Source organism: Microvirga sp. 2TAF3, from assembly GCF_052114965.1.
Lineage (GTDB): Bacteria > Pseudomonadota > Alphaproteobacteria > Rhizobiales > Beijerinckiaceae > Microvirga.
In genome coordinates this window covers 64,840-85,710 of record NZ_JBFRFT010000016.1, presented here as the reverse complement: position 1 = coordinate 85,710, position 20,871 = coordinate 64,840, and the positions used below count along the sequence as shown (strand labels likewise).

The window sequence follows — 20,871 nt, the reverse complement described above, 5'->3', positions numbered from 1 at the left end:
CCTCAGTACTTAATCAACTGATCGACGCGCTTTAGCGCTTCCTGAGCCCTGGTTATCGTAGGAAGCTGTTCTGGTGCTTGTGCGATAGAGGGTTTTTGCGGCAAGGCCTTTGTTTTTTCGTCCTCGATCGTATCACCCGGCAACCGTCGGATCTGATTGCCCATCGAAATGGCCGAGTCCAGAAGCTTCTGATCCATTTCGCCAAGATGACCCCGGTCAATTGACCTGAGCTGGTCCAACCCGATCGTAAGAGACTTTGGCGACACAATCATCGCTGCTGCCTGATACAGCATAGCCCTCGTTGCATTCACCGACGGCCGATCAGATAATCTCAATGCCATTTCAGCCGTCAAGAGAGCCGATTTGACGCGACCTTCCTCAACGGATGTTCGGGCGGCAAGCAGGTAAAGATCCCGCTGAACGTCAGTCTCCAGTTCCTGGAGCATCGTTACGATCCGCGAAAACCGGTCCGGATCCTTTGCAAAATCCAGCCGTGTTAGAGCTGACGCCAAGCGCTGACGAAAATTGCCAGCGTAAACGGAGTGTCGATACCGCCGCAAATAATCGCTCACCAGCAATTCGAATTTACGATCGTCGTCGATCTGACTCGCAATAAAGACTTGCCTACGAAGCGCTGCTTCCTCGAGGAGTGTCCCGGGAGCCTGCAAGCGGACAAGGTCGAGCAGTTCCATCGCCTTCACTGGATCCGTGCGAACAGCCAGCGCCGATTGTACAAGAGCAATCTGAGCACCTAATGTAACCGGCAACAAGGCAGCATTGATTGGCATCAGAGAAGCCCTGGCCTCTTCCTCTCGGCCCTCCACATACGCGAGCGCGCCTTCAACAAGGGGCAGGTCCTCCATTTCGATTAGTCTTGGAGAAAGCAGTTTCCTGAGAAACTTTGGGCTACCGCCGCTCAATACAAAGATAACCGCGGCACGCGCGTTGCGAGAATCTTTCCATATTGTGTCATCGAGAGACATGAAACGGTCATCAAGAATCGTCAGGAGCCCGCGCTGACCCACATGAGCGTCAGTCGACCCCATAGCTATTTGATCCTGCATCAATTGCAGCGTCCGCGTCATCTGCATAGGCTGCGAGATCACAGGCTCGACGTATGTTGCTGAGCCTTGTGGCTCGGCTAGCGCTTTTCCCGCCGATAGCAAGGCCGCAGTAGCTAGAACCAGACGCGACAGGACCTTCACATCAATTACTCCTGAATAAGGATCTCGATGCGCCGATTTTCGTCGGCATTAACGTTCGACGCGTTCCGAGGATCTCTATCAGCATGACCTTCAATGCGAACAATCCGGTTCTCTGATAGACCGCCGCGAACCAGCATGTAGAGCGCCATTTGTGCGCGAGCCTGCGACAGTCTCCAGTTGTCATAATTCTCTGACTTGAAAGACCGTCCGTCGGTATGACCACGGATTACGATCTTTCCGGTGCGGGCCTGGAGGATTTTTGCAATCTTCTCCATGGCCTTAACCACTTTCCCGTGCGGTTCAGCAGAGCCGACAGCAAACATGCTGAAATTTAAATCGTCCGTTAGGCTGATCAATGTGCCAGCGCCGGTACGACGGACCTCGATCTGAGGAGCCGCGGACCTGTCCTTTTGGGGATGAACCGCTTCGACGATCTGGTTCTTGAGTTCAGCGATCTTGCGGTCCGAGTCAGCGCCAGTCACCCCATTGAGCGCCCCACCCTCATCCGAAGACTGAGCCTTGTCCTCCGGCTTCTGTGCGCCTTCCGATATCACACTCGCTGGCGCGGTTCTGGAAGTACCACTTCCAGACTGAGCCTTCTCCTTGCGCGAGTTTGGCGCGAGCGCGTCGATGCCGCCCTTGACGGGTGTCGGGGCTGTTCCTGGCCTGGGTGGAGTTTCAGTCTTAAGCTCGGTTACGGGCGATACCTGCCAATACAAGGGATCAAATGGATCCCGGTAAGCCTCACCGGATGTCAAACCCGGAACGTCACTCTCGCCAGGCGTAACGTCGGCTCCCAGAGAGTCCTGGGGACGGGCCTCGATCTCGGCCGAGATCCGCGCCAGAACCGCATACGGATCCTGGAACAAGGCACCTTCCTTGAACCTTGGCTTCTGAAGCTGGTGAGATTTACCACCCGCCCCCTCACCGCTACCTTTTTCCTGGCCTGGTTTCTCGGATTCGGGTTTCCCGTCGGGAGGTATGTTCTGGGGCTCGTCGAGGCCTTTTTTGTTGGGCGTCGTTTCAGCCAACTGCACCGGATTAAAATAGTTCGCAACGCTCGATCGGGTGCTCTGGTCCGTTTGGCTGATAAGCCACATCACCAGAAAGAAAGCCATCATCGCCGTCATGAAGTCGGCATGAGCGATCTTCCAGACGCCGCCCTTTACGACTTCTTCTTCATCGCCCGAGCGCCGAACAATAATGATTTCCTGTTTATCAGTGGACATGAATCACTCGGGGTTGCCGGTCGCTGCCAATTGTTCGGCCCACGAAGTCAGCTGAGTTTCAATAAAGATATCATCGGCGACGATAGACACGTCTACCGTCTCAGCCTTGACAAATTCAAAAGCGGCGGCCTGATCGCCTAGAGACTTCCGGATATCATCCAACAAATCCGTCGGCCCCTGAATTTTGATCATCCGCGACGATGTCTCCGACAGAAATGAGGACAGCACAGCTTTCGTCGCAGCGATGCTTTTATCTCGCAACGATGTAAGCATCACAGGCCTTAGAACGTTCGCAATGCGCTCCGAGAGGACGTTTTCAAGATCCACCAAGGCCGCGCCAAAACGTTCCGCAATAACGCCGCTCTCTTTCAAGGTCCAAGCTTCGCGCTCAGCTTGAAATTTCTCTTCGAACCGCGCTTTCTGCGCCTCCAACGCTTCAATCAAACGGTTCTCGGCAGCTTCTCTTTCTTCTGCACAGGCAGCTTCTACGGCTGCCCTGATCGCCTCAGCGTGATGATCGACAGAGTCCGGAACAGACCCTTGTGAAGGATTCGGCTCCGGCAGCACCTCGCCTTCGACCGGATTACGAAGTCTGACCTTTCGAAGCGATGCGAACGGGTTGGCACCGGATACCGGGCTCACCTTCTCGTCCTGTTCAGAAAAATCCCTCAAGAGAGTCGAAAGCGAGGCCATTTACGCAGCCTCCGACTGCATAAGCCATTGCCTGAGAACCGATGCCGCCTGTTCCTCGTTAAGGTCGACAATATGCTCCAGTTTCCGCTGAGGCGTATTTCGCTCAATAAGATTCGGCATCAGATCCGCCTCAAGCCTCGCCTGGCGCTCCGCTTCGATTTCCGCGGCCTGCAGAGCCAGAACCTCTGCCTGCTCACGAGCTGCAATTGCCGCAGCTTCTTCTTTCCGCTGTTCAATCTCAGCCTGCTGACGCGCTAACAGCATCTTGACGGCCGGGCGCAAACCAAACCAGATCATCAGGACACAAAGCGCCAGAATGGTCAGCGCATTGATCACGGTCCCAAGCTGGCGGCCGACAATTTCGCTCCAGCTCTGGCCAGGAACAGGCTGTAGACTGTCCGAACTGTCAATAAACCCAACAGCCGCGACCTTGATTTGATCACCCCGAGCCTTGTTGAAACCGGCGGCTGACGAGACGAGCTGCTCGATCTCCATGATCTTCGCGTCCAACTCCGACGGAGCCGCGCTATCTCCCATTAGAGCAGCAAGACGGGCCTTGTTCACCAACACCGCAACAGATAGATTCTTAATCGAATAACCGTCGCTTACGGTCTGCACTGTCTTAGATGATATTTCATAATTCGTCAGCTCCTCACGGCGCTGATTGTCTTCGCTCGACGATTCGCTCCCGTCGGCACGCACATTCTGATCCGGCAAATTCTGTTGAACCGTCGTCGGCTTTTGACCCTGCCGATTTTGAGAAGCCTCACTCTCTTTTACCGTACGGATGGAGCGCTCGACCTTCGATTCCGGGTCAAATATCGTCTCGCTAGTATTGATCTTGTCCGTGTTCAGGCGTGCGGCGACACTAATTTCAAAGTTTCCAACGCCGAGATACGGGGCCAGGGTGCGTCGGACCGATTCCTGAATTTCATTCCCGACCGTCTTTTCGAGGGTCGCCATTTTACCGCTGGACAGGTTCGAGGCGTCATCCCCCGACATCAGAAGGACGCCCTCCGTATTCATTACGGTAACTTTATCCGATTTCATGCCCGGGATTGCAGCAGAGACTAAATGCCTAATCGCCTGCGCAGAGGACGCGTCATCGGCCGGGGTCGTCCGAATGACGACCGAGGCCGAAGGCATCTGTTGCTCGCGCCGGAAAGAACCTTTGTCCGGCAACACGATATGAACACGTGCTGCCCGCACTCCTTTCATTGTCTGAATCGTGCGCGCGAGTTCGCCCTCGAGCGCCCTTACCTTCGTCACTTCCTGCATGAAGGACGTAAGGCCCAGGGAACCCAGATCGTTGAAGAGTTCGTAGCCGGCCTTGGAACTATGAGGCAGTCCATTCTCAGCCAGAAGCATACGAGCTTGCGCCGTATTCCCGTAGCTGACCAAGACCGAAGTTCCATCCGAACTCACATCGAATGGAATGTTCGCGCCTTTAAGAACCGAGCCGATGCGGCTCACATCCTCACGATCGAGCCCGGTATATAAAATTTCCTGCGCTGGTCGGCTGAGATAAAACGCTCCGACACCAACAACCAAGAAAACGGCGAGGCCAATTGCCCCTAGTATAGCGAGGCGACGAGCGCCAAGCTGCATCAGGCTCAACCACAATCTCTCGGCTTGTTGACGACCAGGCATAAAAATCTCTGTTCTTATAGGACAGTCTGAAATCCTTTTGTGCATCATCAATCTTGCGCGAGGATTGCTCGCACTTGAGTTTCCCAAAAATTATCAGGAAAACTGTTCCGGCGCAGAGAAACCTCCGTCTCAGAAATAGGATTTCACGAGACCGCTCACGAGGATGTTCCAGCCATCGATCAGAATGAAGAACAGGATCTTAAATGGCAGAGATATGACCGTTGGGGGCATCATCATCATACCCATCGACATAACCAGGGTCGCAACAATCATGTCGATGACGAGAAACGGTAGAGCGATCAAAAAACCGATTTCAAATCCCCGGCGGAGTTCTGAGATCATGAAAGCGGGGATAATCACCCGAAGGTCAATCTTCGCATCCGGTGAAGGCTCGGCCGCCTTGGGGAAGCTGCTCGCTGCAAGATCCGTGAACGTCTGGAGGTCCTTCGGGCGCACATGCTGCAGCATGAAATCACGGAACGGCTCCGCAGTTCGCGAAAATGCTTCGGACTCGGAAATCTGGTTTTCTGTAAGAGGCTTCACGCCTTCCTGCCATGCTTTGTCAAACGTCGGAGCCATGACAAAGAATGTCATAAACAACGACAGACTTATCAGGAATAGATTGGCCGGTGTGCTCTGAAGGCCCAGTCCAGAACGCAGGAAAGAGAAAGCCACCACGAACCGCGTGAAACTCGTCACCATAATCAAGAGACTCGGGGCGAGCGAAAGCACGGTCATTAAAGTGACGAGCTGAATAATCCGTCCGCTAACCGCCCCGTCACCCTGCGGAATCAACGCATCTAGGCCGGCAATTTGTGCGTTAGCCGCCGAAGCTGTCAACGCAAAGAGCATTATAAAAAAAGTTCGCTTAGTCATCGGGCGTGGCAACTCGAAATATGTCATTTTCAATGGAAATAGTATTATAACAGAGTAAAAGAGCGCGGGTTGCGCACTCTCCATTTGCTATACTACCTCCAGTTCTAACTCAACTCACTGGACTACAAGGGTTTCGAGGATTAATTCCTGAATATCACCCTTTGATCTCAGCCGAACCCGCTCATTCAAATCTTCCCGCAAATGGAGCAACCCGCTGGGCCCCTGAATCTGCGCCACCGAAACGGTCCTTAGATACGCCAGCAGATCCTGGCGTGTCTCCGCCGCCAGCACGTCCGGATTCTTGGTTGTTGTGTTCTTGAACACGATCGAGGACTCGATGCGAACCCAGTCCGATTGTGAACCGCCGAGATTGGTCACAACCGGCGCCACTCGTTTCAAGGAAATATCGCCCGAATACGGGCTCGTCGTAGTCTTATTAGCTTCAGCCGCTGCCTGGTGCTTTGCCAACACCATCTTTTCGATGTTCGAGATCATCAAAAGGCCAAAGCCACCACCAAGCCCGATCGCCAAAAGGGTTAGAACAACCACGGTAGATAGCCAGCGAAAATTAATCCCCACCCCGCCTCTCTCGGCCGGACCCGCCAGTGCCTTCACTTGTTTGTCAGCCATGGGATCACACTCCCGAGGTTAGAATGGCGTAATCGCGTCAAAGATCTGCTGGCCATACGCCGGCTGCTGGACTTCCATAATCCGGCCGCGGCCACCGTAGGAAACACGTGCTTCAGCAATCTTGTCATAGCTGATGGTGTTCTTCTTCGAAATATCGCCAGGCCGCACAATGCCAGCGATATTCAAGACCCTCACTTCAAAGTTGACCCGCACTTCCTGAGATCCGCTGATCAGGACGTTTCCGTTGGGAAGTACCTCGGTAACGACAGCCGCAACCGAAAGCCGGAGTTTCTCGGAGCGGTCAATCGTCCCACGACCATCAGATGACGAAGATGATTTCAAACCGACGTCGCCGGTACCATCAGCATTCCAACCCTTGAAAGAGAATGCATAGTCCAGCCCAGCGTTGATCTTGGACGATCTGTGCCGGTCGCTGGCATTCTCAAACTCTGCCTTGTCATCGATCTGGATGTTCACCGTGACAATATCGCCAACCCGCTTAGCCCGCGCGCTGGTGAAAAGGTCGGCACTCGCATTGCTCCAGGTCGACCCCGGGGAGCTTCGTTCCGATGTATTGAAGACATGCGGCACTCCCTGTCTCTGAACCGCCAAGCCCGCTCCAACGGGCGTCATACCCGGCTCCCGGCCGATATCTTCCGGGCGCGTCGCGCAAGCTCCGAGGGCAAGAAATGTCGCAACGATAAACAAGCGGTGCATTATGATTTCTCATTCGCTTTGGTGCGCTTCGGCGCGTCGATAATCACATTTGTCAGTTGGGCGGCTCGCGCCGGCTCCATCTCATTCAGGACCGCGCTGGATACGCGCGGATTCAACTTCGTGAGGATCGCCGCAGCGATATCGTCGTGCATATTTGCAAGCTGCACGGCGGCAGCATCCGGACGCATGCGGGCATAGATCGAAACCATCGTTTCATCCGCCTTGGCAAGGAATTCGTTGCGCCTTGCCAGCCATTCCTCGTACTCGGCCCGCTTGGCTTCGAGCACTTTAATGCGACCTTCAATCTCTTTCTCGGTCTTTGCCAACGCTTCCTTCTGAAGGACAAAACGGGCATCCGCAGCAGCATCGGCAATATTCTCGCAATACTGAGTCGGTTTTGCTTCTTGGCGCGTCGGCTCGACGACCTTGCTCTCCTGCGCCTTGGGTTCCGCTGCCTTGCGGGCCGGCCCTTGGGCTAAGGCCCAACCGGAGACGCACAATAGCGCTAGGCAGAGACTCATTGTTTGGATTAGCCGTGACTTTGATTTCAAAGCGGTCATTGAATCACCAGTTCAGCTTGCAATGATCCAGCTGTCTTAACGGCCTGAAGGATAGCGATCACATCCGTAGGCTTCAGACCCATCTGGTTGAGGCCCTTCACAAGGGTCTGCAGATCCGACCCACCGACGATCGCGAGAGGTACCCGCTCTTCGGTCGCGGTAATCGTCGTCCGCGGAACAACGACTGAATTCCCGTCGGAAAACGGATCCGGTTGAGACACAACCGGACTCTCGGTCACGCGGATCGTCAGATTCCCGTGCGTGATCGCAACCGTAGAGATTTGGACGTTCTTGCCGATCACAACGGTTCCAGTGCGCTGATCGACGACAATCCTCGCCGGCGTATCCGGCTGAACACGTAGATCCCCGAGCTCCGCGATAAAGCGCGTTGAACCGACATTATTCGGCCTCTTAAGAACAACGGATCGGAAGTCGCGAGGGGAAGCCACGCGCATACCGTAACGCTGCTGCGAATAAGCATTGATCGCATCTGTGATCAGGGTCGCTGTCTTATAGTCCGGATTCTTCAATTCGAGGGTCATCGAACTGGATTCCCTGGCACTGCCAGCCACTTCTTTTTCGATCAAAGCTCCATTGGGGATTCGACCTGCTGTCGCAACGCCCGAAGTAAGCGTTTCAGCCTGCCCCTGCGCCGAGAATCCCGACACCGCGATTCCGCCCTGGGCTACCGCATATACCTGCCCGTCGCCTCCCTGCAAAGCAGTGAGCATCAAAGTTCCGCCCTTGAGGGAGGTCGCATCACCCATTGATGTAACGGTCACATCGATGCGAGAACCTGTCCCCACGAATGGCGGAAGATCCGCAGTCACAATGACCGCTGCAACATTTCTGGTTCTCAGGTTAAGGTCGCGAACGTTCACCCCCATTCGATCAAGCATCGACTGCAGCGACTGCTCGGTAAATTGGGAGTTCCTTAGCGTGTCACCTGTTCCTTGAAGCCCCATAACCAGGCCATACCCGATCAGCTGATTGTCGCGGACGCCTTGTACCGCAGCAACGTCCTTAATGCGCGTGGCAGCAATCGACGGTGAAATGAGAAAGGCCGCAATGAAAAAAGCAATAAAGCGAAACATTTAGTGCACACCAATCCGGATTCTGCCGTCGGCTTCGACCCGGCCAATAATGGTTCTTCCGCTGTCGATATTCTTGACCTGGATACTCTGTCCGACGGTTCCTGATTGAAGAGGCGTGCCTATGCCGGTGATCGACAAACCACCTTCCTCAAAAACAACCGTCGTCGGAACACCGCGCGTAACGACACGCGGGTCATCGATCGAGTTCATCGGAATCGCCTCGCCGGGCACCAGAGTTCTCCTGACCGTCTTACCGATCAGGACACGCGGCGACTCGACCACCGACGTCCTGAACCGGTAATTTTCGGGATAGGGTCGATCCTTGATCATCGACTCGTCGATGACATCGCCGGGATAGATCGTAACGGATGGAACCGGGAGAATTCGATCATCAGCCGTCGCTGCTTGAGCGTCGATAATAGCGCATGCTGCAGCAATGACGACTTTAAGATATAATTTCATCGAAACTCTCCCGGTGCCTTTGGCTTACCGAATTCCCTTCGAGATCGTTCCAGCCATGTCGTCAGCTGCCTGAATGACCTTGGAGTTCATTTCGAATGCGCGCTGTGCGGAAATTAAGCTCGTAATCTCCTTGATCGGATCAACGTTAGACGATTCAAGGTATCCCTGATGGATTTTGCCGAACCCCGGGTCGCCGGCTACGCCTGCAACCGGCGCTCCGGAAGAGAGCGTCTCCCGGTAGAAATTATTGCCGATCGGCTCAAGACCAGCATCGTTTGCAAAATTGGCGAGGGTCAACTGACCAATCTGCTGAGGAGCCGTCTGACCATCGATTTTGGCAAAAACTTCGCCAGACTCATTGATCGTCACGTCAACAGTATTGGCCGGGATGATGATCGCCGGCTGGAGGGTATAGCCGTCAATGGTGACGAGCTGGCCGTTATTGTTCGTATTGAACGATCCGGCGCGGGTATAAATCGTCTCGCCGCCCGGCGCATCGACCTGGAACCAGCCGCGGCCGTTCAGGGCCAAATCAAACTTGTTGGACGTATTGGCAAGCGATCCCTGACGATGCAGATTGCGGATAGCGGCGGTCCGGACACCAAGTCCAAGCATAGCCCCTTCGGGGACAGGAGCCTCGCCGGTTTGTGCTGGGATCCCCTGAGACCGTTCAGCTTGGTAGAGCAGGTCGGTGAATTCCGCCCGCGCGGCCTTGAAGCCCGTCGTATTCACGTTCGAGATGTTGTTCGCGATAACTTCGACATTAAGCTGCTGAGCATTCATGCCAGTCGCAGCGATTGCAAGAGCTCTCATGAGATATTCCTTAGATCGCCATACGCGAGATTTCTTGATACGCGCCAACAACCTTGTCGCGGATTGCGATTGCGGTCTGGAGCGCCTGTTCGGCCGACATTACAGCCTCGACAACCTGCTGAACCGAGGCCTTACCCTGAATGCCGGAGATTGAAGCCGCCTCACCAGCTTTGATGGTATCGATGGTCGTGTTTGCCACCTGAGCCATCATATCGCTGAAGCTTACGGACGAAGCACCCCCGATGCCCGATGTGGACATGTTCTGAATGCTAGCTGCAGACTGCGAGGAAGTCGTGCCGCCGACCCGATCAATCGCTGATGTAATTGAAGAGATGGAATTAATCATGGTCAGCCTCTAAGCAAATCGATGGTCGCCGAGATCATGGAGCGCGCCTGTTTGATCATCTGCAGGTTCGCCTCATAAGACCTGTTGGCCTCGCGCATATCAGTCATTTCAGTCAGTACGTTGACGTTCGGCATCTTGACCATGCCCTTGTCGTCCGCCGCCGGATTTCCCGGATCATACTGCATAGGAAACGGAGCGGAGTCCCCGCCGATGGACTTCACCGAGACAGACGCTGCGCCCAAAGCACGCTCGAGCTGGCTCTTAAATGTGATCGTTTTGCGCGTATACGGATCAGATCCCTGGGTTCGACCGGTCGAGTTAGCGTTTGCAACGTTTTCCGACACGACCCGAAGACGCATGGACTGCGCTTCAAGTCCGGCGCCGGAGAGCCGCGAGGAAGCAACCAGCGGGTCAATCATGATCCAGTCCTTACTGCCGACATCAGCATGCGATGAAACGACTTCACGACGCTTGTATTGAGGGAGTGTTGGCGAGCGACCTCGCCCGATTTCGTCAATTCCTGCTCAAGGCTGACCGAATTTCCGGAATAGACGGTATCCCAGGTGTCCGACTTCTTGACCTTTGTGCCTTCGACATGGCGAGCATCGAAGCCGATGTGCTGTGCGCTGGTCGCAACCATCGCGAGCTTCGTCTTGTCTAGAACGTCTGTAAACGGCTCAACGTCCCGGGCGCGAAATCCAGGGGTGTTCGCATTCGCTATATTACCGGAAATGGTCGACTGGCGCACAGCGAGCCATTGCGCTTGCCGCGATGCCAGGTCGAACAGATAGACGGGTGACGTCACAAGGATCTCCAAAAACACTTCGCGCGTCCTCGTTTACGCCTCCAATCTTGCGCGAAGCTGGCATCAGACATTAAAAATCGCGGTTGCTGATCTTTTTCGAAACCTTTACAGCCCTCAGCGAAACCCGCCCGGTATTGAAAACACTCTGTATTTACAAGGCGTTGTTAGACGGACGTGGTAGCTGGGCACACAAGTCGGACCACGCAAAGAAGCGTAATACCGTAGCTATATGAAGGTGATCAGCCATCCAGATGACTTGGTGCAGGTGCTGCGGGATCCCGCTTGGCGGCTCGAGCGGGTCGGGCTCGCAGCCAGCCCGCTGTCGCAGTGGCTCTACAGCGGGCTGGCTGCGGCCGGATTGCCGGAGTTTGCTGAGATCATGGCTTGCCTGCTCGAGGCCCGTCAGAGCCTGCGGGAGCGCTTGGCTACGCTTCACCGCAAAGTGCTGGCGACCATCCGGGATGATAAGGTCTGTCGGCGCCTGATGACCATTCCCGGTGTTGACCCGGTGGTGTCGTTGGCCTCCCAAGCGACAATCGACATTCTGGCCCGGTTCAAGAATTCGAAGGCAGTCGGCCCAGCCCTGGGACTCACGCCGGTTCTCAATCAGTCGGGCGAGAGTAATCGCATCGGAAGCGTCTCCCTGTGCGGAAGACACCATGCTGCAACAAATCCAGCAGCACTTGGTCGTGCCTACTAGCCGGTCCCTTCGAACTGGTCAAAATACGCCAGAGAAGACTCGAGAGGCTTATCTGCTGCCAATTCTAGATTATTTGAAGACCGGACTATCCGGCGTCTAGCCTCAGCCAAGTGCTTTCCGGAGGGGAAGCGGTGTAGTGGCGCCAAGCGTGTCCGAAACACCTCGTCGACGGGCGTTATGTGCTTCGACAAACGGCAAGACCTTGTCGACAGGCAAGGGCTCAGAAATAACATATCCTTGAGCCTGCGTGGCTCCAGCTTCCGTCAAGGCACGTAGCTGTGCTTGGGTTTCGACGCCTTCCGCGGTCGTTGTCATCTTGAGATCCCTGGCGAGAGCAAGCGTTGCGCGGACGATGGCGCGACTGTCTGGAGCCTGCAACATCTCGCTGACAAAGGAGCGGTCGATCTTAATTTTGTCGAATGGGAAGCTTCGAAGATAGCTCAGCGAGGCATAGCCTGTTCCAAAGTCGTCCAGCGAGATCGACACACCAAGCTTCTTAATCTCACGAAGCGTGGTGTTGACGGTCTGATCAAGCAACACCGTTTCGGTTATTTCAAGAGCGAGGCGTTCCGGAGGTAAGGAGGATTCGCTAAGGGCCTGTTTGACACTAGCAAGAATATCGCGGGTCTTGAACTGTGCAGGAGACAGGTTGACGGCTACCTTGAAAGGCGACGGCCATTTGACGGCCGTGCTACATGCCTCCTGAAGAACCCAATCGCCCAACGGCCCGATAAGAGCGGTCTCTTCCGCTAGGGGAATGAAACTCGCTGGGAGAATGTACCCCTTTTTCGGATGCTTCCACCGCACAAGGGCTTCAAAGCCCCAGATCTGATCGGTATGCAGCTCCAGGATCGGCTGATAGAAAACCTCGAATTCGTTATTGTCGACCGCGTGACGGAGATCGTCTTCAAAAGCCTTCTGGGCGAGGCGCTGGTCGTTCATCTTCGCGTCGTAAAAACGAAAGTCATCCTTCGGATCAGACTTTGCTGCGTAAAGAGCGATATTCGCGGCTCTCAAGAGGTCATTGAGGTTCAGACCATGTTCAGGTGCCATTGCGGCGCCGATGCTTGCGGAAATCGACAATCTCTTTCCAGCAATTTCGAACGGCTTATACATCTCTGCGATAAGGCGATCGGCAAGTTCAGAAGTGTCTTGACGATTTTCGATGTCGTGATGAATGACGGCGAATTCATCGCCACCCACGCGGGCGACGAAGTCCACCTTTCTGACGGTTCTCTGGAGTCTGCCTGCGACAGCCTTCAAAAGTAGATCGCCGACTGGATGCCCGTAGGTGTCATTGATCTCTTTGAAACCACCTAGGTCGAGAAGCAGAACGGCAAACTGCTTCTTCGTTTTTCTCATCTGACTGATGGCCTGTTCCATCTCTTCCTGAAACAGGAGGCGGTTTGGAAGCATAGTCAGGACATCGTGCCTCGCAAGAAAACTCTCGCTTTCGACTCGAACAAGACTGTCTCTGAGCTGTTTGAGCCCCATAAAGCCGGCGATACCGATGGCGAGATTCATCAGAAGTGCGATTACTCCGATGAGGGCGGATTCGATGCGCCACCCCGAGAAGATATTAGGCGCGGCTTCGCTGACAACGACGCAGACAGGGTAATGGTCGAGCGACTGAACAGCGACGATCCGCTCCCTGCGATCCATCGGACTAGTAAAGCTTGAAACACTTTTGCCGTCATCCAGAATCTGCCTGGTAATTTCCGAACATCGATCGGTGTTATTTTTGGAAAAGCTCAATCCCTGATTGAATAGTTGCGCCAGGAAGACGCCATCGCACCTATACAAGCCAATTGAAACTGTTGGCGCCTGAACAAGATTGCGGCAGATATTATCGAAATGCCGAAGATCGATGCTAGCAACAATAACGCCTATGAAACCACCGTTAATATCAGTGATTTTACGGGCAAATATGACTGCTTTTTTACCAGTAATGCGTGCGACTAAGGGCTCACTGACGTAAATTTGTAATTGTGGGTCAGATGAAAGCGACTGAAAATATGCACGATCAGCAACATAAATATCATTGGGAATTGGCCATCGTTTTGACGTGGCGATTACTATGCCAGCTTCATCAATAATTGTTAGGGAGTTGACCTGGGGTAACTCCCCTGCCTTCGCGGCAAGGATTTCATAAATGGTGCGATTGGCTCCAACCTTGCGAAAATCCTCCCCTGTAAGAATGCCCGATTTATTTAGGCGTTCAAATATGACCTTTTGTAGGGCTTCAATTGCCTGAAGCGCCTCATCGGTCGGTCCGGCAAGGGCTAGGGCAAGATTTGTCAAATCTTTCTTGGCCTGAGCGACATCATCGGTGTAGCCACGCAGGATGAAAGCCGTGGCGCCGGCGGTTGCTGCAACAGCTATAAATGCGCTGAAAATAAGAATCCAGGATGGTGCCAAGTGACAATTCTTATTAAAAGGACGTAAAGGAGCCTCCTGTGTTGAGGAGTATCCCTATAAGGAGTGGCTCGCCCAATATCCTATCATTGCGGTTCGACCAAGCGTAGCACGAATTTCGTACACTGTTTTCATATCAAGTTAAGTGAACCTCGGGCCTCAAGGACCGAGGTTGCGCGCTGCATTATAATGTTCGAGCCAAGCCGAGATGAAATTCGGTTTAAATGATGACCCGTCAAGCGGGTGCCGACGGGTCGGAGGCCGCCTTAGTTGTCAAAGCTGTTGGGCTCGATCAGATTTTCTCTTTTCCGGCGTGATTGGCTGGACCAACAACTCCTTCCTTATCCATCCGCTCCAGAATGGGAGCGGCGCGGTTGTAGCTGATCTGCAGGCGGCGCTGAATATACGAGGTCGATGCCTTCTTGTGCCGGAGGACGATCGAAACGGCCTGATCGTAGAGGTCGGGATCCCAGATCGATATCGCCCGCCTCGGCGGGACCGATCTCTTCTATATCGGATCTGTCGCAAAGTTCGAGTATAGTCACTTCAGGTGCCGTTTTGGCACCGTGGCGAGCTCTTGAAGTCGTTGACCTTTCAGCAGCGGGCCTTCGAAACTCAATTGGGGACCACAAGTAAAAAGCGAGTTTGCAACAGATCCGCCGGTCTCGCGCGCCCAGTGATGCGAGCCACCGCAGGCCTCCACCGCTACCGTGCACCGCAGCTGGGCCGCGAAGAAAGTAAGGACCCGGTGCCGCCGCAGCTTCCTGCGGAACAGGACCGCTCCGGATGCATCGGCTCCATGCACCTGGAACACGCTTTTCGCCAGATCCACTCCGATTGTGCTACCTTCTCCCATGGACGCATTCCTTCAAGTGCTGATCAACACCTCCACTGTGGCACATCGGAGCCCAATGCCCGACTTGGACCCCAGGCACATCCGTAATCGTATTCTGTGTACCCTGCGGTAGAATCCCAGAGACCAGATCGGAACCGTTGACTGTTCGGCTCATCACTGCTCCGGCGTACAACGATGGGCTTCAAAGACGCCCCGCGTCGATGATCCTCTTGAGGAATGCCTTAGTTCTCTCGCCCTGCGGATTGCCGAATATCTGGGCGGGAGGCCCCTCTTCGTAGACAACTCCTTCCTGCAGGAAGCACACCTTGTCGGCGACCTCACGGGCAAAGCCCATTTCATGGGTGGCGAGTACCATCGTCATGCCCTTAGCCGCGAGATCGCGCACGATATCGAGCACCTCCGAGACGAGCTCCGGATCGAGCGCAGATGTGATCTCGTCGAGGAGGAGGAGCGCAGGATCCATCATCAATGCACGCACGATGGCTACACGCTGCTGCTGCCCACCCGAAAGGCGGTCGGGAAATTCGTCTGCCTTATGTGCCAAACCGATGCGGGACAGAAGTGCCATTCCCTTGTCGCGGGCTTCGCTTCGATCCACCCCCAGCACTTTGAGAGGACCGAGCGTGATATTCTCGATCACGCTCATGTGCGGGAACAGATTGTAGCCTTGGAAGACGATACCGATTTCCCGGCGAAGCACATCGAGGTCCACTCCCGGCCCGGTGATGCGGTCGCCGTGCAGGCGAATCTCGCCTTCCTGGATGGTCTCGAGTCGGTTGATGCAACGAAGCAACGTGGACTTGCCACAGCCTGAAGGTCCAATCAAACAAACGACCTGATGCTCCTCAATGTTCAAGGAGAGGCCGTTCAGCACGACCAAGCTGCCATAGTGCTTGTAGGCCTTGTCTATCTCAACGAGTGCCATGGTAGTTCCCCTTCCGCAATTCGGTTGTCGCTTCAGTTTGAAAGCTAGCCGGACCGCCGCTTGCTGCGATCACGCTCGATGAGCTTGTCCACGAAACGGGCCTGCGGAATCGTGATCAGGATGAAGATGATGGCAACCGTGGTCACCGCCGAGAGATTGAAATTATTGCTAGCAATAATCTTCGATTGATTGAAGGCGTCGATCGTTCCGATAATGGCGACGAGCGCCGTATCCTTCTGAAGGCTGATGCAGTTGTTCATCAGCGGCGGAATGATACCGCGAACCGCCTGTGGGACGATCACGTATCGCATGGTCCTGAAATAGGAGAGCCCCAGCGAGCGTGCAGCTGCAATCTGGCTGGGATGAACGCTCTCTATGCCTGCGCGGTAGACCTCGGAGGTGTAGGCACCATAGGTGAGTGTCAGCGCAATGATCGCGTAAGCGTTGGAGGAGAGATCTTTCAGGATAGGCAGGTTCGTGAGTGGTAATCCGAAGCCGATGAGATAGATGGTGATGATGGCCGGCAGCCCGCGGAAGAGATCGCTGTAGATAATGGCGATAGTGCGGATCGGGCGGCCCGCCTCGCCTGGCAGGGTGCGGGCGATGGCGACCACGAGAGCCCAGACAAGAATCAAAGCCGCTGAGACGGCGAAGATGAGCACGTTGGTTCCGAAGGCCTTGAGAACCGTCGTTGCGGAACGAACAATCAACTCCATGTCGAAGAACGTGCGGCTGACAGCGGCATCGTTCACCACCATGAACCAGGCGAGTGCGCACAGGATCAGGAAGGCGATGGAATAGGATACTGCCTTCCAGGACATCTCCGACGCTTTGGCACCCAAGGCCCGAGCCTCGTAAATATCCGTCGAGACCTTGGCTCTCATCGAGAGCCGGCTTGCCTGCGCCGCAAGCATCACGACAAGGAGGGACAGTACCGCAGGAACGATTCCGGCGATCCAGACGGGCAGTAGAGCCCATCCTTCCTGGACCATGAATTGCGCGATGGAGATGACCGTGGCGACCACAGCCACGAACGTGATCGCGTTGATCGAGAGTGCGGCCCAGGTCTGAGCGCCATAGGCGCGAACCTTGCTACGAGCGCGCCATTGATTGGCGCGCTCGACATTGGCCTGAACAGCCAGCTTGTTCATAGAATCAGATACCTATCTCAGTACTTCCAGGTCGGGACGCTATCCGGCGAGACCCCGCCCCAAGAGGGGAGAAGATAAGCGGCTTCAAGCTTCTTCAGAGTGCCGTCGTCCTTCAACTCCTGGATGACGGCGTCGATTACCGGCTTGCTGGCCGACCCCTTGGGATAAATACCTGCCGTCTGGCCACCGCTGGGATACTGTCCGACAACCTTCAGCCTGCCTTTGGAGTTCGCGACCTGACCGAGAACGATGCTGAGATCCGTCATGACGGCATCGACCTTGCCCGCGGCAGCCGCCGTGAACATGGAGGCGGTGTCATCATACACGTCGACCTTGGAAGCCTTCAGGGTTTCCTGGGCAAAAGGCACCAGCGTCGTGCCGGCTTGCACGCCGACTCGGCCGGTCTTCACCGAGGTTTCGCTGACGTTCGCATCCGCCTTAGTGGCGACGCCGTAGCTCGAGTTCATATAGACCGTCGAGAAATCGACCACCTTCTTGCGCGGCTCGGTCACCGAGATCAGCGCCAGGGCGATATCGAAATCCTTGTTCTGACCCGCGACGATGGAATCGAAGGAGGCATTGACGAGCTTGACCTTGTCGAGACCCAGGCGGTGGGCGACGTTGACAGCCATGCAGAACTCGTAGCCATCGCGGATGGCTTCCGGCGTGTCGCCGTTGAACTGGCCGACTGCAGGTAGGTTGATGATCACGGTGAACTGACCTGGCACGGCCGGCGTGATCGCGTGCGAGCCCTTCTTACCAGTCAGCTCGCACTTGCCGTAGCCGACCGTCTCGGCGGAAGCGATGCCGCCCGCCATGACCGTGAGCGCCGAGGCAAGCAGGGCGGTCTTGATGGTTTTGAATTTCATTATCTTAGTCCCCTTTGGTTCTCTGATGGCGTTACCTACTAGACTGCGCCTTGGTTGAGTGCGAGTTCCAGATAGATCTGTTGAATGCGGCGCGTGATCGGACCGGGCTTCCCCTCCCCTATCCGATGACCGGCAATCTCGATGATCGGCGTAACGAGGCTTGAGGCGCTTGTGAGAAACGCTTCGCGTGCGAGGTAAGCCTCGTCTGCGGTGAACAGGCGTTCTTCAACCTGTAGTCCGTGATCAGCCGCCACCTGCAGTACGGCGCGCCGGGTACATCCCGGCAGGGTCGCCTGTGAGTTCGGCCTGGTCACCATCTTGCCGGCCTGGGTGACGATGAAAGCCGTCGAGGAGGCGCCCTCGGTGATGAAACCGTCCTGCAGCATCCACGCCTCGGCACATCCCTTCGGCTTGACATGTCGCTTCGCCTGCACTTGGGCCAGGAGCATCGTCGTCTTGATATCGCGACGACCCCACCGAATGTCGTCGACCAATCCGACCTTGACGCCATCCTTGAGCGCCTTTGTGTCCAGCAGCCTCTTCACCTGTGTGAAGGCAACGAAGTTCGGCTCCAGAGTGTCACTGTAATCGAAGCTCCTGTCCTCGCTTCCACGCGTCACCTGCAGATAGACGACGCCTTCATCGAGCTCGTTGCGCACGATCAGGGTCTTCTGCATCGCGAGGATCTCGTCTCTCGACAAAGGCATCGGAATGCCGAGTTCGCGCAGGGAGCGTTCAAGCCTGTCCAGGTGAAGATCGTTGTCGATCATGCGGCCGCCAATCACGGCGCTCACTTCGTAGATGGCGTCGCCAAACAGAAAACCACGGTCAAAAATCGAGATCTGTGCCTCTGATTCCGGCACATAGCGCCCATTGATGAAGATCGTTCTCGACAACGCTTTTCCCCTTGAAGGATGAGGCTTGCCGCGAACGCTAGTAAGAGGAATCGTACATTGCTAATGCCATGTTTCTCTGAGCATGATGCAGAAATTGCATAATGATAGAAAATTTCGTTCGCCGAACCATTCCTAAAAAAGGATGAGGGGATCATGGAGCTCAAATGGCTCGAGGATTTCTGCTGTCTCGCCGAGCATTTGAGCTTCTCGAAGGCGGCTTCCCTGCGCGGAGTTTCGCAGCCCGCCTTCAGCCGGAGAATCCGGCAGCTGGAGGATTGGATGGGCGTCACGCTTATCAATCGTGCCATCTTCCCATCCGAACTCACGCATGAGGGCAAACGCTTTCTGCCGGTCGCAGAACAGGCTGTGCGCGAGTGGAATGGACATCGCACCGCTCTGCGTCCGACCCTTGCCCCCGAGCAGCATCGCCTGACATTCTCGGCGCTTCACACGTTGACGGTCACCTTCTTTCCCGGATGGCTGCAATCGATACAAAAGGCACTGCCGCCGTTCAGCTCCTATCTCAGCCCAGACAAGGGCGGCATCGAGGACAACATCGCATCCCTCGTTGAAGGAGACTGCGATTTCCTGCTGACCTACGCCCACGCCTCCGTGCCGTTCCTGCTCGACCAGACGCGATTTCCTTATCTCGTACTCGGTACCGAGGAGGTGCTGCCGGTCTCACGCCCGCATCCGGACGGATCCATACTCGACCGAGCCATCGAGACCCGGACGGCCGTGCCATTTCTCAGCTACGGAGAGTTCTCTTTTTTCGGCGTTGCTTTGACCAAACTCTTCGCCAACCGCCCCCCGCTGGACAAGCAGGTGGTACACGAGAACACCATCTCCATCGGCCACAAGGCCATGGCGATCGCTGGCTGGGGCGTTGCATGGTTACCCTTGAGTCTCGTCCAGTCGGAGCTGGCCGATGGCACTCTCGCGCACGCCAGCAAGGACCCGGCCTGGTCACTCACTATCGAGATCCGCCTCTACCGGCACGTCCACCGGACGCGCCCAATCGTCGATCAATTCTGGCGGGTTGCGGGTGCACAAAGCGCCCTGATTACACCGTGATGTAGCGGATCGCTCTCAAGACCTCGAAATAATCATTCGAGACGAAGCGCAGCGTGCAAGCTTTGGGATGTTCGACACCTGGATAGAAGCTGGAACGATAGGCATCGCTGGCATTGTTGAACTCGATCACGATCTCGAACCACTCGGGGAGCGTGAGGGCACATCTTGAGAGATCTCGGGTCAGCGCCTCTTCGACACCATCACGGATCATCCGGACGGCTCTTGTAGGAGCGATCGAGACGGTGGCTCGCCCGAAACCCTCGCTGACGGCGATGGTCTTCATGCCAGGCACTAACCGCTCCGCCGCGGCACAGATGCCCCGATCCCCCGAAAGAAAAACAGGCGGCACGCTGTTCATGGCCGCCGTATAGGCGTTGACCGTAAGTTCCGATGAAAGCTCGCCATTGATCGAAAGCCTCGCGATCCTGTCGTTCATCGTATGGGCAAGCGGGTTGGTGTCGGAGCCTGCCGCATCGTGATAGCCGATGAAGAGAGCCGCATCGAAGCTGCGATCTAACCCAAACATCATCACGTACGGGTGACCACTCCAGGCTCGAACGATCCGGGCATAATCCGGCAGCCGCGAGACAATCAGATTGCAACCGCTCTCATGGGCATCCTTGATCAAGATGTCAGTGGCACCGGCAGCGCGGGCCCCTTCACAGGCAGCAATCACTTCAGAAGTCATCTGCTCACGAAATTCTTGATATTCGGTGTGTCCTTTATGGACTTCATCCCAACTCGTGATCGCCGCGCAGCCTTCGATATCCGCGCTGATGAAGATTTTCATTTCTTGATTCCCCGCGATTCCCGTACGGCATATTCCCAAACCCACAGAGTATGAAGCACCTACTTGCTGGAATGCTGAAGGATTTTGCCACAAGCTCTCTTCCGTATTCCCTTTT

Annotated in this window: 21 protein-coding genes and 3 pseudogenes; 2 read left to right on the top strand and 22 right to left on the bottom strand. The window is 55.4% G+C overall.

Annotated elements, in window-relative coordinates; genetic code table 11:
* Nucleotides 1-2: 2 nt before the first annotated feature.
* The 14 genes from AB4Y97_RS15765 to flgB form a co-directional block, all read right to left on the bottom strand.
* Entirely contained in the window at nucleotides 3-1,205 is a 1,203-nt protein-coding gene (locus tag AB4Y97_RS15765) for a chemotaxis protein (RefSeq protein WP_441999986.1), read from the bottom strand.
* A 5-nt stretch (nucleotides 1,206-1,210) separates the two neighbouring features.
* Nucleotides 1,211-2,434, bottom strand: coding sequence for a MotB family protein (locus AB4Y97_RS15760; RefSeq protein ID WP_441999985.1), 1,224 nt, complete (start codon nucleotides 2,432-2,434; stop codon nucleotides 1,211-1,213).
* Between the two features lie 3 nt (nucleotides 2,435-2,437).
* Nucleotides 2,438-3,127 (bottom strand): hypothetical protein, encoded by a 690-nt coding sequence (locus tag AB4Y97_RS15755; RefSeq protein WP_441999984.1) that lies wholly within the window; start codon nucleotides 3,125-3,127, stop codon nucleotides 2,438-2,440.
* Nucleotides 3,128-4,777 carry a flagellar basal-body MS-ring/collar protein FliF gene (gene fliF, locus AB4Y97_RS15750; RefSeq protein WP_441999983.1) on the bottom strand — a complete coding sequence of 550 codons (1,650 nt, stop codon included), beginning with the start codon at nucleotides 4,775-4,777 and terminating at the stop codon, nucleotides 3,128-3,130.
* A 129-nt stretch (nucleotides 4,778-4,906) separates the two neighbouring features.
* Nucleotides 4,907-5,653 (bottom strand): flagellar type III secretion system pore protein FliP, encoded by a 747-nt coding sequence (gene fliP / locus AB4Y97_RS15745; protein ID WP_441999982.1) that lies wholly within the window; start codon nucleotides 5,651-5,653, stop codon nucleotides 4,907-4,909.
* Between the two features lie 114 nt (nucleotides 5,654-5,767).
* Nucleotides 5,768-6,283, bottom strand: a complete 516-nt coding sequence (locus AB4Y97_RS15740; RefSeq protein ID WP_441999981.1) for a flagellar basal body-associated FliL family protein — start codon at nucleotides 6,281-6,283, stop codon at nucleotides 5,768-5,770.
* A gap of 18 nt (nucleotides 6,284-6,301) precedes the next feature.
* Nucleotides 6,302-7,000 carry a flagellar basal body L-ring protein FlgH gene (flgH, locus tag AB4Y97_RS15735; RefSeq protein ID WP_441999980.1) on the bottom strand — a complete coding sequence of 233 codons (699 nt, stop codon included), beginning with the start codon at nucleotides 6,998-7,000 and terminating at the stop codon, nucleotides 6,302-6,304.
* The gene (locus AB4Y97_RS15730; RefSeq protein ID WP_441999979.1) at nucleotides 7,000-7,560 is read right to left on the bottom strand and encodes a MotE family protein; all 561 of its coding nucleotides are present in this window, start codon (nucleotides 7,558-7,560) and stop codon (nucleotides 7,000-7,002) included. The genes flgH and AB4Y97_RS15730 overlap by 1 nt, the downstream gene beginning before the upstream one ends.
* Complete coding sequence (gene flgI, locus AB4Y97_RS15725) at nucleotides 7,557-8,654, bottom strand: flagellar basal body P-ring protein FlgI (RefSeq protein ID WP_441999978.1); 1,098 nt, start codon at nucleotides 8,652-8,654, stop codon at nucleotides 7,557-7,559. The genes AB4Y97_RS15730 and flgI overlap by 4 nt, the downstream gene beginning before the upstream one ends.
* A complete protein-coding gene (gene flgA, locus AB4Y97_RS15720; protein WP_441999977.1) occupies nucleotides 8,655-9,116 on the bottom strand; it encodes a flagellar basal body P-ring formation chaperone FlgA in 462 nt (153 codons plus the stop codon).
* Nucleotides 9,117-9,140: 24 nt separating this feature from the next.
* On the bottom strand, nucleotides 9,141-9,929 hold the full coding sequence (gene flgG / locus AB4Y97_RS15715) for a flagellar basal-body rod protein FlgG (protein ID WP_441999976.1): 789 nt from the start codon (nucleotides 9,927-9,929) through the stop codon (nucleotides 9,141-9,143).
* Nucleotides 9,930-9,939: 10 nt separating this feature from the next.
* Nucleotides 9,940-10,275, bottom strand: a complete 336-nt coding sequence (locus AB4Y97_RS15710) for a flagellar hook-basal body complex protein FliE (protein ID WP_441999975.1) — start codon at nucleotides 10,273-10,275, stop codon at nucleotides 9,940-9,942.
* Nucleotides 10,276-10,277: 2 nt separating this feature from the next.
* Nucleotides 10,278-10,694 carry a flagellar basal body rod protein FlgC gene (flgC, locus tag AB4Y97_RS15705; RefSeq protein WP_441999974.1) on the bottom strand — a complete coding sequence of 139 codons (417 nt, stop codon included), beginning with the start codon at nucleotides 10,692-10,694 and terminating at the stop codon, nucleotides 10,278-10,280.
* Complete coding sequence (gene flgB / locus AB4Y97_RS15700; protein ID WP_441999973.1) at nucleotides 10,691-11,080, bottom strand: flagellar basal body rod protein FlgB; 390 nt, start codon at nucleotides 11,078-11,080, stop codon at nucleotides 10,691-10,693. The genes flgC and flgB overlap by 4 nt, the downstream gene beginning before the upstream one ends.
* A gap of 229 nt (nucleotides 11,081-11,309) precedes the next feature.
* Between flgB and AB4Y97_RS15695 the strand changes: the two are divergent.
* Nucleotides 11,310-11,732: pseudogene (locus tag AB4Y97_RS15695) on the top strand (transposase); the annotation flags it as partial.
* A gap of 150 nt (nucleotides 11,733-11,882) precedes the next feature.
* On the opposite strand, the gene AB4Y97_RS15690 reads toward AB4Y97_RS15695, so the two are convergent.
* The 7 genes and pseudogenes from AB4Y97_RS15690 to AB4Y97_RS15660 form a co-directional block, all read right to left on the bottom strand.
* The gene (locus AB4Y97_RS15690; RefSeq protein ID WP_441999972.1) at nucleotides 11,883-14,198 is read right to left on the bottom strand and encodes a bifunctional diguanylate cyclase/phosphodiesterase; all 2,316 of its coding nucleotides are present in this window, start codon (nucleotides 14,196-14,198) and stop codon (nucleotides 11,883-11,885) included.
* Nucleotides 14,199-14,487: 289 nt separating this feature from the next.
* A pseudogene (locus tag AB4Y97_RS15685) lies at nucleotides 14,488-14,658 on the bottom strand (DNA translocase FtsK); the annotation flags it as partial.
* A gap of 201 nt (nucleotides 14,659-14,859) precedes the next feature.
* Nucleotides 14,860-15,051 (bottom strand): annotated as a pseudogene (locus AB4Y97_RS15680) (IS110 family transposase); the annotation flags it as partial.
* A gap of 181 nt (nucleotides 15,052-15,232) precedes the next feature.
* A complete protein-coding gene (locus AB4Y97_RS15675; RefSeq protein ID WP_441999971.1) occupies nucleotides 15,233-15,976 on the bottom strand; it encodes an amino acid ABC transporter ATP-binding protein in 744 nt (247 codons plus the stop codon).
* 44 nt (nucleotides 15,977-16,020) lie between these two features.
* Entirely contained in the window at nucleotides 16,021-17,127 is a 1,107-nt protein-coding gene (locus AB4Y97_RS15670; RefSeq protein ID WP_441999970.1) for an amino acid ABC transporter permease, read from the bottom strand.
* Between the two features lie 17 nt (nucleotides 17,128-17,144).
* Nucleotides 17,145-17,996 (bottom strand): ABC transporter substrate-binding protein, encoded by an 852-nt coding sequence (locus tag AB4Y97_RS15665; protein WP_441999969.1) that lies wholly within the window; start codon nucleotides 17,994-17,996, stop codon nucleotides 17,145-17,147.
* 38 nt (nucleotides 17,997-18,034) lie between these two features.
* Nucleotides 18,035-18,892: a D-amino-acid transaminase gene (locus AB4Y97_RS15660; RefSeq protein WP_441999968.1), complete on the bottom strand. Its 858-nt coding sequence runs from the start codon at nucleotides 18,890-18,892 to the stop codon at nucleotides 18,035-18,037.
* Between the two features lie 153 nt (nucleotides 18,893-19,045).
* On the opposite strand from AB4Y97_RS15660, the gene AB4Y97_RS15655 reads away from it, so the two are divergent.
* Nucleotides 19,046-19,966 carry a LysR family transcriptional regulator gene (locus tag AB4Y97_RS15655; RefSeq protein ID WP_441999967.1) on the top strand — a complete coding sequence of 307 codons (921 nt, stop codon included), beginning with the start codon at nucleotides 19,046-19,048 and terminating at the stop codon, nucleotides 19,964-19,966.
* Here the strand turns inward: AB4Y97_RS15655 and AB4Y97_RS15650 are convergent.
* Nucleotides 19,956-20,756, bottom strand: coding sequence for a M55 family metallopeptidase (locus tag AB4Y97_RS15650; protein ID WP_441999966.1), 801 nt, complete (start codon nucleotides 20,754-20,756; stop codon nucleotides 19,956-19,958). The two genes, AB4Y97_RS15655 and AB4Y97_RS15650, sit on opposite strands and share 11 nt — an antisense overlap.
* Nucleotides 20,757-20,871 lie beyond the last annotated feature (115 nt).

Coding starts and splice junctions, on each gene's coding strand:
- AB4Y97_RS15760 (WP_441999985.1), bottom strand. CDS start 2,434: ATGTCCACTGATAAACAGGAAATCATTATTGTTCGGCGCTCGGGCGAT.
- AB4Y97_RS15755 (WP_441999984.1), bottom strand. CDS start 3,127: ATGGCCTCGCTTTCGACTCTCTTGAGGGATTTTTCTGAACAGGACGAG.
- fliF (WP_441999983.1), bottom strand. CDS start 4,777: ATGCCTGGTCGTCAACAAGCCGAGAGATTGTGGTTGAGCCTGATGCAG.
- fliP (WP_441999982.1), bottom strand. CDS start 5,653: ATGACTAAGCGAACTTTTTTTATAATGCTCTTTGCGTTGACAGCTTCG.
- AB4Y97_RS15740 (WP_441999981.1), bottom strand. CDS start 6,283: ATGGCTGACAAACAAGTGAAGGCACTGGCGGGTCCGGCCGAGAGAGGC.
- flgH (WP_441999980.1), bottom strand. CDS start 7,000: ATGCACCGCTTGTTTATCGTTGCGACATTTCTTGCCCTCGGAGCTTGC.
- AB4Y97_RS15730 (WP_441999979.1), bottom strand. CDS start 7,560: ATGACCGCTTTGAAATCAAAGTCACGGCTAATCCAAACAATGAGTCTC.
- flgI (WP_441999978.1), bottom strand. CDS start 8,654: ATGTTTCGCTTTATTGCTTTTTTCATTGCGGCCTTTCTCATTTCACCG.
- flgA (WP_441999977.1), bottom strand. CDS start 9,116: ATGAAATTATATCTTAAAGTCGTCATTGCTGCAGCATGCGCTATTATC.
- flgG (WP_441999976.1), bottom strand. CDS start 9,929: ATGAGAGCTCTTGCAATCGCTGCGACTGGCATGAATGCTCAGCAGCTT.
- AB4Y97_RS15710 (WP_441999975.1), bottom strand. CDS start 10,275: ATGATTAATTCCATCTCTTCAATTACATCAGCGATTGATCGGGTCGGC.
- flgC (WP_441999974.1), bottom strand. CDS start 10,694: ATGATTGACCCGCTGGTTGCTTCCTCGCGGCTCTCCGGCGCCGGACTT.
- AB4Y97_RS15675 (WP_441999971.1), bottom strand. CDS start 15,976: ATGGCACTCGTTGAGATAGACAAGGCCTACAAGCACTATGGCAGCTTG.
- AB4Y97_RS15670 (WP_441999970.1), bottom strand. CDS start 17,127: ATGAACAAGCTGGCTGTTCAGGCCAATGTCGAGCGCGCCAATCAATGG.
- AB4Y97_RS15665 (WP_441999969.1), bottom strand. CDS start 17,996: ATGAAATTCAAAACCATCAAGACCGCCCTGCTTGCCTCGGCGCTCACG.
- AB4Y97_RS15655 (WP_441999967.1), top strand. CDS start 19,046: ATGGAGCTCAAATGGCTCGAGGATTTCTGCTGTCTCGCCGAGCATTTG.
- AB4Y97_RS15650 (WP_441999966.1), bottom strand. CDS start 20,756: ATGAAAATCTTCATCAGCGCGGATATCGAAGGCTGCGCGGCGATCACG.